Source organism: Noviluteimonas lactosilytica (genome assembly GCF_020866925.1).
In the GTDB taxonomy this organism is placed as follows: Bacteria; Pseudomonadota; Gammaproteobacteria; order Xanthomonadales; family Xanthomonadaceae; genus Noviluteimonas; species Noviluteimonas lactosilytica.
Genome location: NZ_JAJGAK010000003.1, coordinates 302,966 through 316,552, shown reverse-complemented (window position 1 = coordinate 316,552; position 13,587 = coordinate 302,966). Strand labels below are relative to the sequence as shown.

Annotated in this window: 13 protein-coding genes; 8 read left to right on the top strand and 5 right to left on the bottom strand. The window is 67.7% G+C overall.

What is annotated here, in order from left to right:
* Positions 1-5: 5 nt before the first annotated feature.
* From LK996_RS13425 to LK996_RS13415, 3 genes are read right to left on the bottom strand one after another with little or no spacing between them, the layout of a single operon-like run.
* Positions 6-581, bottom strand: a complete 576-nt coding sequence (locus tag LK996_RS13425; RefSeq protein WP_230527866.1) for a nucleoside deaminase — start codon at positions 579-581, stop codon at positions 6-8.
* Entirely contained in the window at positions 581-919 is a 339-nt protein-coding gene (locus LK996_RS13420) for a hypothetical protein (RefSeq protein ID WP_230527865.1), read from the bottom strand. Before LK996_RS13420 ends, LK996_RS13425 begins: the two co-directional genes overlap by 1 nt.
* Entirely contained in the window at positions 919-2,673 is a 1,755-nt protein-coding gene (locus LK996_RS13415; RefSeq protein WP_230527864.1) for a glutamine--tRNA ligase/YqeY domain fusion protein, read from the bottom strand. Before LK996_RS13415 ends, LK996_RS13420 begins: the two co-directional genes overlap by 1 nt.
* Positions 2,674-2,810: 137 nt before the next feature.
* On the opposite strand from LK996_RS13415, the gene LK996_RS13410 reads away from it, so the two are divergent.
* The 4 genes from LK996_RS13410 (at position 2,811) to LK996_RS13395 (ending at position 6,899) form a co-directional block, all read left to right on the top strand.
* Positions 2,811-3,080, top strand: a complete 270-nt coding sequence (locus LK996_RS13410; protein ID WP_230527863.1) for a putative signal transducing protein — start codon at positions 2,811-2,813, stop codon at positions 3,078-3,080.
* A 155-nt stretch (positions 3,081-3,235) separates the two neighbouring features.
* Complete coding sequence (locus LK996_RS13405; protein ID WP_230527862.1) at positions 3,236-5,236, top strand: GGDEF domain-containing protein; 2,001 nt, start codon at positions 3,236-3,238, stop codon at positions 5,234-5,236.
* A gap of 89 nt (positions 5,237-5,325) precedes the next feature.
* A complete protein-coding gene (locus tag LK996_RS13400) occupies positions 5,326-5,982 on the top strand; it encodes a glutathione S-transferase family protein (protein WP_255657058.1) in 657 nt (218 codons plus the stop codon).
* Complete coding sequence (locus LK996_RS13395) at positions 5,979-6,899, top strand: DMT family transporter (RefSeq protein WP_230527861.1); 921 nt, start codon at positions 5,979-5,981, stop codon at positions 6,897-6,899. Before LK996_RS13400 ends, LK996_RS13395 begins: the two co-directional genes overlap by 4 nt.
* On the opposite strand, the gene LK996_RS13390 is transcribed toward LK996_RS13395, so the two are convergent.
* Complete coding sequence (locus tag LK996_RS13390; protein ID WP_230527860.1) at positions 6,872-7,504, bottom strand: hypothetical protein; 633 nt, start codon at positions 7,502-7,504, stop codon at positions 6,872-6,874. The two genes, LK996_RS13395 and LK996_RS13390, sit on opposite strands and share 28 nt — an antisense overlap.
* Positions 7,501-8,463 (bottom strand): DNA-binding transcriptional regulator OxyR, encoded by a 963-nt coding sequence (oxyR, locus tag LK996_RS13385; RefSeq protein ID WP_230527859.1) that lies wholly within the window; start codon positions 8,461-8,463, stop codon positions 7,501-7,503. Before oxyR ends, LK996_RS13390 begins: the two co-directional genes overlap by 4 nt.
* A gap of 149 nt (positions 8,464-8,612) precedes the next feature.
* Between oxyR and LK996_RS13380 the strand changes: the two genes are divergently transcribed.
* The 4 genes from LK996_RS13380 to LK996_RS13365 form a co-directional block, all read left to right on the top strand.
* The gene (locus LK996_RS13380) at positions 8,613-9,149 is read left to right on the top strand and encodes a peroxiredoxin (RefSeq protein WP_230527858.1); all 537 of its coding nucleotides are present in this window, start codon (positions 8,613-8,615) and stop codon (positions 9,147-9,149) included.
* Between the two features lie 84 nt (positions 9,150-9,233).
* Complete coding sequence (gene ahpD / locus LK996_RS13375) at positions 9,234-9,767, top strand: alkylhydroperoxidase, AhpD family (RefSeq protein WP_230527857.1); 534 nt, start codon at positions 9,234-9,236, stop codon at positions 9,765-9,767.
* Positions 9,768-9,910: 143 nt separating this feature from the next.
* Positions 9,911-12,754 (top strand): TonB-dependent receptor plug domain-containing protein, encoded by a 2,844-nt coding sequence (locus LK996_RS13370; protein ID WP_230527856.1) that lies wholly within the window; start codon positions 9,911-9,913, stop codon positions 12,752-12,754.
* A gap of 216 nt (positions 12,755-12,970) precedes the next feature.
* Positions 12,971-13,587: carboxypeptidase-like regulatory domain-containing protein (locus tag LK996_RS13365; RefSeq protein ID WP_230527855.1), on the top strand; the 617-nt coding region annotated here is incomplete at its 3' end.

The following is a 13,587-nucleotide window of genomic DNA, read 5'->3' as shown; positions in this document are numbered from 1 at the left end:
CATGCTCAGTAGAACCGGCCGCCGAGTTCGCCATACGCGCGCAACACGTCGCACGCCGCGTCGCGATGCAGGTCGCGCGTCACCGCGATGCCGCGGCGTTCGAGTTCGCGCACCCAGTCGTTCGGCAACGGGCCTTCGTCGAACTCGGTCAGGCGCATCACGTCTTCGCTGCGCGCGCCGATCAGCAGCGCGTCGATGCCGGCCCAGAACGAAGCGCCGTAGCACTGGCAGCACGGTTGCGAGGACGTGGCGAGCACGATGGGACCGGCGCCTTCGCCAGGCGCGGATTCGTTGAGGCGCATGCGCTGCAGGCGTTGCTGCGCGAGCATGAACGCCATGATCTCGGCGTGCGCGACCGAGCAGTTGTGCGGCTCCACGCGATTCACGCCGACCGCGACGATGCGATCGTCGGGCCCGAAGATCGCCGCGCCGAACGGGCCGCCGGTGCGCGCCTCGACGTTGGTGCGCGAGAGTTCGATCGCGAGCGCGACCTTGTCCGCGTCGTTCGTGTACGCGCGGGACATGTCGACCGCATCGTGCACCCAGGCCGGCAGCGTGAGGTGGACCTGCGCGTAGAGCATCAGCGCACCGACGTCGCCGGTGCGGGATCGATCGACGGATCGATGGCGTCGCGCAGGACGATGCAGGTGTCCTTCACGCAGCGACATTGTTCGTCGGCGCATTGCGGCTTCGCCGCGCAGTCGGCGTCGACCGCGCAATGCGCGGGGACGCGCTGCGGTGGATTCGGGCCGCCGGTGCGGAGGCGATGCTGCACCGGTCGCGTCGATGGCGTCGCAGGCGTCTCGACCTGCGCGACCTGCGCTTCCGTCGACGAATCCTGCGCGCCCTGCTGCGACGCCGGCGCAACGCACGCGGCAAGCGCGAGCATCGCCACCATCGCGAGGGCGCGCAGCACCATCACGCCTTGTTCGTCCAGGTATCGCGCAGCGTCACGCTGCGATTGAACACCGGCGCGTCGCTGCGATGATCGCGGCGGTCGGCGACGAAGTAACCGATGCGCTCGAACTGGAAGCTCTGCTCCGGCACGGCCGTCGCCGCCGCGGGTTCGATGAAGGCACGCACCACGCTGCGCGAATCCGGATTGAGATGATCGCGGTAGGTCTTGCCGTCGCTGTCGTCGTCCGGATCGGCCACGTTGAACAGGCGGTCGTACAGGCGCACTTCCGCCGGCACCGCGTGCTTCGCGCTGACCCAATGGATCGTGCCCTTCACCTTGCGATCCGCGCCGGGCATGCCGGGGCGCGATTCCGGATCGAGCCAGCCGCGCAGTTCGACGATCTCACCAGCGGCATCCTTGATCACTTCGTCGACGCGCGCGATGCCCGCGCCGCGCAGGCGGATCTCGCCGCCGGGCACGAGGCGCTTCCAGCCCTTCGGCGGGACTTCGGCGAAGTCGTCGCGTTCGATCCACAGCTCGCGCGAGAACGGGATCTCGCGCTCGCCCTGCGTTTCGTCCTTCGGATGGTTGGAGAAGCGCAGCGTTTCGTCGTGGTTGTCGTCGAGATTGGTCAGCACGAACTTCAGCGGCGACAGCACCGCCATGCGGCGCTGCGCGTGCGCGTCGAGGTCTTCGCGCAGCGTGTTCTCGAGGACCGAGAAGTCGATCGTCGAGTTCTGCTTCGACAGGCCGAGGCGCGAAACGAACAGCTTCAATGCGCTCGCCGTGTAGCCGCGGCGACGGATGCCCTGCAGCGACGGCATGCGCGGATCGTCCCAGCCATCGACCAGGCCGTCCTGCACGAGCGCCATGAGCTTGCGCTTGCTCATCACCGTGTAGTTGATGTTTAGGCGCGAGAACTCGATCTGGCGCGGCTTGCTCGCTTCGAAGGGCAGGCCCTTGTCGGTGAGCGGCTTCACCAGCGCCGGCGAGTTCTTCAGGTCCACCTTGTCGACGCACCAGTCGTACAGCGGACGGTGGTCTTCGAACTCGAGCGTGCACAGCGAATGGGTGATGCCTTCGACCGCGTCGCTCAGCGAGTGCGCGTAGTCGTACATCGGGTAGATCGGCCAGTCGTTGCCGGTCTGGTGGTGTTCGGCGTGCTTGATGCGATACAGCGCGGGGTCGCGCAGGTTGATGTTGCCGCTGCCCATGTCGATCTTCGCGCGCAGCGTGCGCGCGCCGTCGGGGAACTCGCCGGCGCGCATGCGGCGGAACAGGTCGAGGTTCTCCTCGACGCTGCGGTCGCGGAACGGCGAGTTGCGGCCAGGTTCGGTCAGGCTGCCGCGGTATTCGCGCACCTGTTCGGCGGTGAGGTCGCAGACGAACGCATCGCCCTGTTCGATCAGCTTCTCGCCCGCGCGGTACAGCACCTCGAAGTAATCGGAGGCGTGGCGCAGGTCGTGCCAGTCGAAGCCGAGCCAGCGCACGTCGTCCTTGATGGCTTCGACGTAGACCGGGTCTTCCTTCACCGGGTTGGTGTCGTCCAGGCGCAGGTTGCACCACCCACCGAATTCGGCGGCGATGCCGAAGTCGGTCCAGATGGCGCGCGCGTGGCCGATGTGCAGGAAGCCGTTGGGCTCCGGCGGGAATCGGGTCTTGATCGACGCATGTTTCCCGGTCGCCAGGTCCTCGCGGACGATCTGGCGGATGAAGTCGGTGGGGCGCGGAGCGTCGACGGCCTCGGGGGCCGGGGGGGCGGGGACGGTGGACACGTGGGTTCGGAGCCGGCCTGGTCGGCGGAAGCAATGTGACGGCCTGCGAGTTTAGCCGACGGCCTGTCCTGCCTCCTGTTTACGTTGAATGGCATGAAAGTTGCGATGCAGTTCACAAAAGAGTCGGAGTCCCGGAAATGCGGGTGGTCTACGAAGCCGAGCACGTGATCGACGCGCACCTGGTGCGCCATGCGCTGGAAAACGCGGGGATTCCGGCGTTCGTGCGCGGCGAGGCGCTGCTCGGCGGACTGGGCGAACTCGGGGTCTTCGGCCTGGTGCAGGTTTGCGTGCCCGAGTCGGCATGGATGGACGCGCGGTCGGTGGTCGAGGGTCTGCCCCTCGCCTCCGGCGATGCGCAGGCGCAGGAGGCGCCTCCGCATCCCCTCTCGCCGGCGTTCTTCGCCTGAGTACGCGGCCTTCCAGGGGGGGAAGGTCGGCCCGGGCAGCCAGCGGCGACGCGCGCCTGCTCGTGCTGTGCCTGTTCGCGTGGGTCGTCGCGTGGTGTTGCGCGACCTGGCCGGGAGATGCCATTGCGGTGGCGCATCGGCCCGAAGCCCCGCGCATGGCCGAAGGCCAATCGATCCGCGTGCCCGCGTCCGCCACGCCGGTGCGCATTCCGCTGACACTCGATAACGGCGACGCGGCCTCGCGCCTGTGGGTGCAGCGCGCGATGGTCGACGAGATCTGGGTCGAGCACGGTGCGTGGCGCTCGCCGTCGCAATCGTTCTTCCGGCCCGGCGACATGGACGGGCCTTCGTTCCCCGCGGGCTTCGTGTTCGACCTGCCCGACGGCGTGAAGGACGTGGACCTGATGGTGTCCGCGCGCGCGCCGGTGGTGGTGCGTCCGGGCGCGATGTCGCCGGAAGGGATCACCGATCTGCAGCAGCGCGGCAGTGCGCTCGCGGGCGCGAACTACGCGAGCCTCGCGGTGCTGTCGCTGGTCGCGCTGTCGTTGTTCGCCGCGGTGCGCGATCGCGTGTATCTCGCCTTGCTCGCGTTGTCGGCGACTGCCTTCGCCTGGTTCGTCGCCGCGAACGGGCACGTGTACGGCTGGGCGGGCGTGCGCTGGGTCGCGTTGTGGGGCGTGCAGGGCGTGTTCGCGCTGCAGATGCTGCATTGCGCGGCGGCGACGTGGTTGGCGCAGCGGTATTCGGAACTGGATCTCGGCGCGCGGCGGATCCATCGCCTCGGCAACGGATTGCGCTACACCGCATTGGGCTGCGCGGCGATCGCGCTGCTGCACCTCGATGCCTTGTCGACGACGATGGCGTGGGTCGCGATGGCGATCGGCGCGCTGACGCTGGCCTTCGCGATCGCCAGCGCATACGTCGCGGTGCGCCATCGCATCTGGAACAGCCTGTCGGTGCTGACGGTGGTGCTGGTCGTGGCCTTCGCGTTCGCGATGCGCGCGCTGATGGCGTTCGGCGTCCACGGCTTCTGGGTGCGCTACGGACCGCAACTCGCGCTGACGGTCTGCATCCTGCTGGTCGCGGTCGGCATGATCGGGCGCATCGCCCACGTGCGCGACGAACGCGACCGCGAACGCCTCGCGCGCGGCGACAGCGAACGTCGCCTGGAACGCGAAGCCGCGCGCGTCGAACTCGTGCAACAACTGCAGCGACGCCTGCGCGAACTCCCCGCGGGCGACCTCGAATGGGCCGCGTTCCGCAGCTTGTTCGAACGCCTGCTGCCCTTGTTGCGGCTCGAGTCCGCCGCGCTGGTCGCGTACGGCTTCCACGGCTTCGACCTGTTGCTGGCCGAACCGATCTCCAGCAAGGCGCACTACACCGACCTGCTGCAGGCGCGCATGGGCATGATGAAGGGCCTGGCGCGCACGCAGGCGCCGGTGCAGTTGCAGCTCGGCAACGGCGATGCGCTGCACCTGCTGCACGGCGTGGTGCCCCTGCCGATCCGCGCGCCGGCGTGGGGCGTGCTGCTCCTGCAGCGCAGCGACGGCACCAGCTTCACCGACGACGAACTCGCGCTCGCCAGCGACTTCGGCCGCCTCGCCGTGCAGCACGCCGACGAAGCCGCGGCCGCACTGAGCCTGCGCCGGTCGGCGGAACTCGATGCGCTCACCGGCACGTTCAATCGCCGCACGATCGACCTGTGGCTCTCGCGCACGTTCTCCGAAGCGCATCGCCAGGATGGATTGCTGTCGGTGCTGTTCGTCGACATCGACCACTTCAAGTCGATCAACGACACCCATGGCCACGCGGCGGGAGATGCCGTGCTGCGTCAGGTCTCCGACGTGTTGCGTCGCGAACTGCAAGCCACCGACCTGCTGGGTCGGTACGGCGGCGAGGAATTCGTCATCGTGCTCCCGGGCCGCAACGGCGACGACGCGCGCCAGCTCGGCGAACGCATCCGCCTGGCGATCGAGCTCGTGCGCCTGGAATACGAGGACAAGCCGATCCGCATCACCGTGAGCGTCGGCGTCGCCACGCGCCTGCCGCGCGAAAGCGAGCCGGCCGCCGCCGTCGCACGCGCGGACCAGGCGCTGTACGCGGCGAAGCGGGGCGGGCGGAACCGGGTCAACGTGGCGCCCGCCGTCTTTACGTAAGCCGGAAAAGCAAAACAGGGGTCAGAGTACCTTTTCCGCGGAAAAGGTACTCTGACCCCTGTTTTTCTTCTCGCGCAGTCGCCATCTGCATGCTCACCCTCGTCATCGGCAACAAGAACTACTCCTCCTGGTCGCTGCGCCCGTACCTGGTGCTCGAGACCTTCGGCATCGCCTTCGACGAAGTGCGCATCCTGCTCGACACGCCCCATTTCCAGGAGGACGTCGCGCGCTGGGCGCCGAACCGGCGCGTGCCGGCGCTGCACGACGACGGGCTGGTGATCTGGGATTCGCTCGCGATCTGCGAGTACATCAACGAGCGTTACCTCGATGGTCGCGGCTGGCCCGTCGACGTGGCCGCGCGAGCGCAGGCACGTTCGGCGGCGGCGGAAATGCATTCGGGCTTCGGCGCGTTGCGCGCGCAGATGCCGATGAACATGCGCCGCACGCCCGACAAGTACTGCTGGGACGACGCCGCCGCACGCGACGCCGCGCGCATCCAGGCGATGTGGCGCGAGCTGCGCGAAGCGCACGGGCAGGGCGGCCCGTTCCTGTGCGGCGCGTTCTCGATCGTCGATGCGATGTACGCGCCGGTCGTGTCGCGCTTCCTCTCCTACGGCGTGCCGATGGACGACAACGCGCGCGCCTTCGCCGACGCGATCCAGTCGCTGCCCGCATGGAACCGGTGGCGCGACGCCGCGTTCGCCGAGGTCGAATACCTCGTGGACACGGAACACTTCCGCGCATGACCGCCGCCGCCCCGCGCGGCCCGCTGGCGACGATGCTGCTCGGCGCGCTGCTGATCAGCACGTCGGCGGTGTTCGTGAAGTGGGTCGACATGGGGCCGACCGCATCGGCGTTCTGGCGCATGGCGCTGGCGGCCGCGATGTTGTTGCCGATCGCGTGGTTCGGCGCGGTGCGGGGTGCGTCTCGCCTGCGACCGACGCGCCGCGTGCTCGGTCTCGTCGCGCTCGCGGCGGTGTTCTTCTCGCTCGACCTGTGGATGTGGCACCGGAGCATCCTGTACGTCGGTGTCGGGCTCGCGACGTTGCTCGGCAATTTCCAGGTGTTCATGCTCGCCGGTTACGGTGCGCTGGTGCTCGGCGAACATGGCGGTTGGCGATTGTGGAGCGGCCTGTTGCTCGCGATCGGTGGACTCGCATTGATGCTCGTGCCGGATTGGGCGAGCTTCGATGCGCGCTTCCATGCGGGCATCGGGTTCGGCCTCGGCACCGGTGTCGCGTACGCGGGCTTCCTCATCGCATTCCGCAAGGCGCAGGCCGAGCGCGGCGGTGCATCGAACGAATCGCTGCTGTGGTGGATGTGCCTGGTCACCGCGGCGCTGCTGTTGCCGATGACGTTGCTCGGCGGCGAAGCGTTGCCGCCGACGCGCGCGATCGACTGGGCGACGCTGCTCGCCTACGCGTTCATCGCGCAGGTCTGCGGGTGGCTGGTGATCGGACGCGCGATGCCGAAGCTCACCGCGGGCGTGCTCGGCCTGTGCCTGTTGCTGCAGCCGTTGCTGGCCTACGTGTGGGACGCGGCGCTGTTCGGCACCCGGCTATCGGCGCTCGGGATGCTGGGCCTCGTGTTGTCGCTGGCCGGCATCTTCCTCGGGCTGACGCGCGGCACCGCGCGTCACTCGCGCGAGATCGAACAGACGTAGACGACTTCGCACGCGCCGCTGCCGCTGTCTTCGCGCGTCGTCGAACTGCGCCAGCGCCAACCGTCGGGTGCGTCGGCTTCGACCAGCCACCCATCGATGCGCACGCGATCGCCTTCGCGCACGCGTGCGAGTTGCTTCGCCGCTTCGGGCGAGGCCGGGATCATGTGCATGTTCGCGCTCGAGCGCACGATCTCCCCGACGGGGATCGGCGGCTCGCCCTGCCAGCGATAGTGGTACCAGCGGTTCGATTGCGAGATCGACAGTTGCGAGAGCACGGCGTCCTCGCGCATGCGGCCCCAGCCGAGCGCGAGGTCGGTGGGCGAGAGGTCGGCTTCACGGCCGATCGCATAGTCCTCGCGCGACAGCACGCGTGCGTCGAGGCTGAAACCGGCGAGCGGTCGCAGCGTCGCGGGTGCGAGCCGGATCTGTGCGAAGTCGCCCGGCACCGGGCTTTGCAACGGCACGTCGCCATCGGTCACGCCCGGCGGGGGCGGGCACTGCACGGCCGCGCCCTGCGCCGCGGCCGGCGCATCGGGCACGCGCTGGAACCACCACCAACCCAGCGCGACGACCAATCCGATCACCACCCAGGTCCGCGGTTTCATGCACGTTTCCCTTTCGAGGCCGTCGCTCGCGGGGATTTGGCGGGGAGGAGGTCGGAAGTCGGCGTGAACAGTTCGGGCGGCAGGTCGCGGAACACCTGCGCGAGGCGCTCGAGGAACGCGCCCATCGCCGAACTGCGCCGCCACACCATCGCGATCCTGCGGCTCGGATGCGAGTCGCGGAAGCCGAGCAGGTGGATGTCCTTCGATCGCGCGACCGGCGGCTTCACCGCGAGCGTCGGCAACAAGGTTACGCCGACGTTCGCCGCCACCATCTGGCGCAGGGTCTCCAGGCTCGTCGCCTGGAAGTCGCGCATCTCGCCGGCGCCGGCGAGCTGGCACACGTCGAGCGCCTGTTCGCGCAGGCAATGGCCGTCCTCGAGCAGCAGCAGGCGCTGGTCGGCGAGGTCGGACAACGCGAGTTGATCGCGGCGCGCGAGCGGATGCGTTTCCGGCACCGCGAGCAGGAAGGGTTCTTCGAACAGGAATTCGGTGTGCAGCTGGTCGTCGTGGATCGGCAGCGCGAGCAGGCCGGCGTCGAGCTTGCCTTCGCGCAGGCGCGAGAGGAGCACGTCGCTCTTTTCTTCGACGAGCAGCAGTTCGAGTTTCGGGAAGCGCTCGCGGATGCGCGGCACGACGTGCGGCAACAGGTAGGGGCCGAGCGTCGGGAACATGCCGAGGCGCACCGTGCCCGCTTCCGGATCGCGGCTGCGGCGCGCGGCTTCGCGCATCTGCTCGACCTCGCCGACGATGCGCCGCGCGCGCTCGGCGATGTCGCGGCCGGCCGGCGTGAGCATGACCTTGCGCGGCGCGCGTTCGACCAGCGCCACCCCGAGTTCTTCTTCGAGCTTGCGGATCTGGGTGGACAGGGTGGGCTGGCTGACGAAGCTGGCCTCGGCGGCGCGGCCGAAGTGCTTGTGGTCGGCGAGGGCGACGAGATAGCGCAGGTCGCGGAGGTTCATGGGCGATAGCCTACGCCTATTGGTCGTATCGAATCAATCGACTTGCTGTATTCAGTCCGCGCGTTCATTCTTGCGTTCTCGCCGGGGGAACGCTCCTGGCGGCACCCTTCGCAATCCTTCCCCACCTCCCATCAAGCAGGAGTTAGTTGATGCTGACCGTCGGCGACAAGTTTCCCCAGTTCAACCTCAAGGCCACCGTCTCGAACGACCTGAACAACGCCTTCGTTGATATCACCAACGAAACGTACAAGGGCAAGTGGCTGGTCGTGTTCTTCTACCCGAAGGACTTCACCTTCGTGTGCCCGACCGAGATCACCGGCTTCGCCAAGCTCGACCAGGCCTTCAAGGACCGCGACGCGCAGCTGCTGACCGGTTCGACCGACAGCGAGTTCGTGCACCACGCGTGGCGCACGCACCACAAGGATCTCAACAGCCTGCCGTTCCCGATGCTGGCCGACATCAAGCGCGAGCTGACCTCGGCGCTCGGCATCCTCGGCAGCGACGGCGTGGCGCAGCGCGCGACGTTCATCGTCGATCCGAACGGCGAGATCCAGTTCGTCTACGTCACCGCCGGTTCCGTCGGCCGCAACCCGGAAGAAGTGCTGCGCGTGCTCGACGCGCTGCAGACCGACGAGCTGTGCCCGTGCAACTGGCGCCAGGGCGAAGACACGCTCAAGGTCGCCTGATCGCCGAAGTCATACCGCCTCCCCCATGAAGCGGATCCATCGTGGCCGGGTATCCCCCGGCCACGATTCCATCGGAGACACGAAATGCAATTGCAAGACCTGCGCAACGCCATCCCCGACTACGCGAAGGACCTCAAGCTCAACCTCGACTCGGTGCTGAGCGAGACCGGCGCGGCCGGCCTGAACGCGAAGCAGATCCGCGTCATCGCGCTGTCGTGCGCGATCGCCTCGCGCCATGCGCCGCTGGTCGCGGCGATCGAAGGCTTCGCCGCCGAACAGCTGTCGCCCGAAGAAATGAACGGCGCGCGCTCGGCCGCGGCGATCATGGCGATGAACAACATCTACTACCGCGCCACGCACCTGATCCACAACGACGAGTACGGCCAGCTGCGCGCGGGCCTGCGCATGAACGTCATGGCCAACCCGGGCGTCGACAAGATGACGTTCGAACTCGCCTCGCTTGCCGTCTCGGCCATCAACGGTTGCGGTGCGTGCATGGACTCGCACGAACGCACGTTGCGCCAGCACGAAGTCACCGCGCAGGGCGTGCAGAGCGCGCTGAAGATCGCCGCGGTGGTGCATGCGGTCGCCGTGACGCTGGAGCAATCGGCCAGCTAAGCAATCGTCGCAGGAGCTTTCTACCAGCTTCGGTGAAAGCTCCTCGACGCGGCGCGCAACTATCCGCCGCCTGTAATGCAAACGGGTTTGTAACGTCCGGTCACCGCTGAAAACGCGGTACTTCCCGAACGGAGACAAACCCCATGAAGCACACCTTGTTGCGCGACGCTGTCCGTCGCGCGTTGTTCGCGAGCGCCGTACTCGCCATCGCATTGCCGCTCCACGCGCAGGATGCGGCGCCCGCCGAATCCACCGAAGGCGTCGCCGCCGCGACGACGCTGCGCACCGTCACCATCACCGGTTCGCGCATCGCGCGCGCCGTCGACACCGAGACCGTGCAGCCGGTGCAGGTGATCACGCGCGAAGAAATGCAGCGCACCGGCCTGCAGTCGGTGGCGGACATCCTGCAGGCGTCGAGCGCCGTGGGTTCGCCGGCGATCAGCCGCGCCGACGCACTGGCGAGCGGCGAGAACGTCGGCGGCTCGTACATCAGCATGCGCAACCTGGGTCCGCAGCGCACGCTGATCCTCGTCGACGGACAGCGTCTCGGCATCACGACCGCGGGCTATGCCGACGTGTCGCAGATCCCCACCGCCGTGGTCGAACGCATCGAAGTGCTGAAGGACGGCGCGTCGTCGATCTACGGGTCCGACGCGATCGCCGGCGTGGTCAACATCATCACGCGCAAGCGCTTCGACGGCGCGGACGCCAACGTCTACTTCGGCCAGTTCGACGTCGGCGACGGGCGCAAGCAGTCGTACGACGCGACCTTCGGCGTGAGCAACGAACGCAGCTGGGCGACCATCGGCGCGACCCACGCGAAGGAAGATCCGGTGTGGGCGAAGGATCGCGCGTTCACCGCGACGGGCAGCGGTTCGGCGGTATCGGAGAAAGGCGTGCTGCGCCCCGTTCCGAACGACCCGTCCACGTGGCTCACGCTCGAGGCGGGCGGCAATCCGCGCAACCTCGACGACTATCGTCCGTACACGCGCGCCGACTACGCCAATCCCAACGAACAGATGTCGCTGGTGACGGGCATGGAGCGCACGTCGATCTTCGCGAATGCGGGCGTCGACCTGCGCGACGACCTGACCTTCACCCTCGACGCGTTGTACAACCATCGCGACACGATGCAGCAGATCGCGGGTTATCCGTGGCAATCCAATCCGTCGAACCTGCTCGCCGCCGACAGCTGGTTCAATCCGACGGGCCAGGATGTCCACTACTTCCGCCGCACGTGGGAGATGCCGCGCGTCACCGAAAGCAGCGCGACGACGCAGCGCCTCGGCGCGAAGCTCGAAGGCCGCCTCGATCTGCGCGAGCTGCCGTGGACCTGGGACGCGGGCATGTACCAGAACACGCTGCGCACGTCGAAGGACAGCCGCGGCGATCTGCTGATCCCCGCCGTGCAGCAGGCGACCGGCGCGTCGTGGTTCAACTCCGACACCAACCGCGTCGAATGCGGCACCGCCGCCGCGCCGATCGACTACGGCTCCAACCTGGGCGCCGGCCAATGCATCCCGTGGAATCCGCTCGCGCCGCACGGCAGCGGCCTGTCCAACACGCTCGCCGATCCGGCGCTGCAAACTTTCCTGATGCCGATCGGCCACGACGCCGGCGAAACCGAAACGACCGCGCTGTTCGCCAACGCCGCGGGCGTGCTCGCCGAGTTGCCCGCGGGCGACATGGGTCTCGCCGTCGGTTACGAACATCGCCGCGAATCGGGTGGGTTCTCCCCCGACGCGCTGCGACAGACGGGCCTGTCGACGAACCTGGGTTCCGGCAACAGCGGCGGCGAATACCACCTCGACGAGTTGTACGCGGAAACGAACATCCCGCTGCTGCGCGACAAGCCATTCGCGTACGGGCTCGCGGTGAACCTTGCTTCGCGCTACTCGGACTACAGCTCGTTCGGCGCGACGACCAACAGCAAGGTCGGCATCGAATGGCGCCCCATCGCCGACCTGCTCGTGCGCGGCACGTGGGGCGAAGGTTTCCGCGCGCCGACGATCGCGAATCTCTACGGTCCGCTCAACCAGAGTTTCGTGTTCTACACCGACCCGTGCGATTCGGTGTTCGGCCAGGGGCGCGGCAATGACGCGTGCCGTGCCGCGGTGCCCGAGGGTTATCGCCAGGTCGCGCAGGGCGGCGTCCCCGCGACACGGCCGAACTCGCAGTCGAACCAGCCGTTCCTCTCGGGATCCAACCCGGACCTGCAACCGGAGACGTCGACCACGCAGACGATCGGCGCGGTGTTCAGTCCCGACCAGGTGCGCGGCCTCAACCTCAGCCTCGACTGGTGGAAGATCCGCATCGACGATGCCATCGCCGCGGACAGCCCGACGGCGATCCTCAACGACTGCTACATGCGCAACAACGCAACGAGCTGCGCGCGCTTCGTCCGCGACCCCGTCACCGGCGAAGTCCTGAGCCTCAGCTACACGACCGGCAACGTCGCGTACTGGGAAACCGCGGGCTACGACATCGGCGTGAACTATCGCCTGCCGGAACACGCGTGGGGCCAGGTCGGCTTCAGCTGGGACACGACGTACGTCGACTATTTCGAAGGCAAGACGAGCAGCGATGCGAGCGTGCCATCGCAATACAACGGGTGGGCTGGCCACTTCCGCCTGCGTTCCAACCTCGGGGCCGACTGGTCGCTCGGCGACCACGGCGTGCGCTGGACCGCGCGCTACTACTCCGGCATGTACGAATCATGCACGCCGAACGGTTGCAGCGATCCCGACTGGGCGGCGCCTGAAACGGGCGGGCGCAAGGTCGGCCGCAACCATGTCGGGTCCAACACGTTCAACGACGTGCAGTACCGCTGGTCGACGCCGTGGACCTCGACGATCTCGGTCGGCGTGAACAACGTGTTCGATCGCGTGGGCCCGACGATGTACAGCCAGCCGCACAGCAGCTTCTGGTACTACGGCGGCTTCGACATCGGGCGCTTCCCGTACGTGCAGTACCAGCAGAAGTTCTGATCCTCCGTCGCAACGCGCGGCAACTCGGCGAAGCGGTCCCTCGGGGCCGCTTCGCTTTTTTTCGGATGCCGCTTCGACTACGGCGAATTTTCATTGCGCCGCTGGCGACGCATCGCGCGCGCTTCGCGCGACGCGCGCCTGTCTGACGCACGGACCCAATCGCTACCGTCGCGTTTCCGCTTAACAGCGGTTTAACCCTTACGGAGAACGTGACGAATGATCAGGAAGACCACACTGGCGATCGCGCTGGGGCTGTGCATCGCGGGCGGTGCGCAGGCGCAGTCGAATACGGCGGGCGCCATCTCGGGCCGCGCCGAAGCGGGCGACACCATCACTGTCAGCAATGCCGATCGCGGCTTCTCGCGCACGATCACCGTCGGGGCCGATGGCACGTATCGTCTTTCGCAATTGCCGGTCGGCGAATACACGGTGACGCGCAGCGACGGCAGCACGCGCAAGGTGCGGGTGAACGTCGGCACCGCGAGCACGGTCGACTTCACCGGCGCCAGCGCCGCGCAGACGCTGGACGGCATCACCGTGTACGGCTCCGGCCAGATCAACCCGATCGACGTGTCGTCGGTGGAATCCACGACGATCCTCACCGCCGAACAGATCGCGAAGATCCCCGTCGCGCGCAACACCACCGATGTCGCGCTGCTCGCGCCGGGCACCGTGCGTGGCGATGCGGCGTTCGGCAACCTGGCTTCGTTCGGCGGCGCGTCCGTTGCCGAGAACCAGTACTTCTTCAACGGCTTCAACATCACCAACACCTTCCAGAACCTCAACTTCGTGCAGGTGCCGTTCGAAGGCATCGCCGAACAGCAGGTCAAGAC

Bases quoted from the DNA above. Each gene is read 5' to 3' on its own strand.
- ahpD (WP_230527857.1), top strand. From the start codon at position 9,234: ATGCAATTGCAAGACCTGCGCAACGCCATCCCCGACTACGCGAAGGAC.
- LK996_RS13425 (WP_230527866.1), bottom strand. From the start codon at position 581: ATGCTCTACGCGCAGGTCCACCTCACGCTGCCGGCCTGGGTGCACGAT.
- LK996_RS13410 (WP_230527863.1), top strand. From the start codon at position 2,811: ATGCGGGTGGTCTACGAAGCCGAGCACGTGATCGACGCGCACCTGGTG.
- LK996_RS13400 (WP_255657058.1), top strand. From the start codon at position 5,326: ATGCTCACCCTCGTCATCGGCAACAAGAACTACTCCTCCTGGTCGCTG.
- oxyR (WP_230527859.1), bottom strand. From the start codon at position 8,463: ATGAACCTCCGCGACCTGCGCTATCTCGTCGCCCTCGCCGACCACAAG.
- LK996_RS13420 (WP_230527865.1), bottom strand. From the start codon at position 919: ATGGTGCTGCGCGCCCTCGCGATGGTGGCGATGCTCGCGCTTGCCGCG.
- LK996_RS13390 (WP_230527860.1), bottom strand. From the start codon at position 7,504: ATGAAACCGCGGACCTGGGTGGTGATCGGATTGGTCGTCGCGCTGGGT.
- LK996_RS13370 (WP_230527856.1), top strand. From the start codon at position 9,911: ATGAAGCACACCTTGTTGCGCGACGCTGTCCGTCGCGCGTTGTTCGCG.
- LK996_RS13380 (WP_230527858.1), top strand. From the start codon at position 8,613: ATGCTGACCGTCGGCGACAAGTTTCCCCAGTTCAACCTCAAGGCCACC.
- LK996_RS13405 (WP_230527862.1), top strand. From the start codon at position 3,236: ATGGCCGAAGGCCAATCGATCCGCGTGCCCGCGTCCGCCACGCCGGTG.
- LK996_RS13395 (WP_230527861.1), top strand. From the start codon at position 5,979: ATGACCGCCGCCGCCCCGCGCGGCCCGCTGGCGACGATGCTGCTCGGC.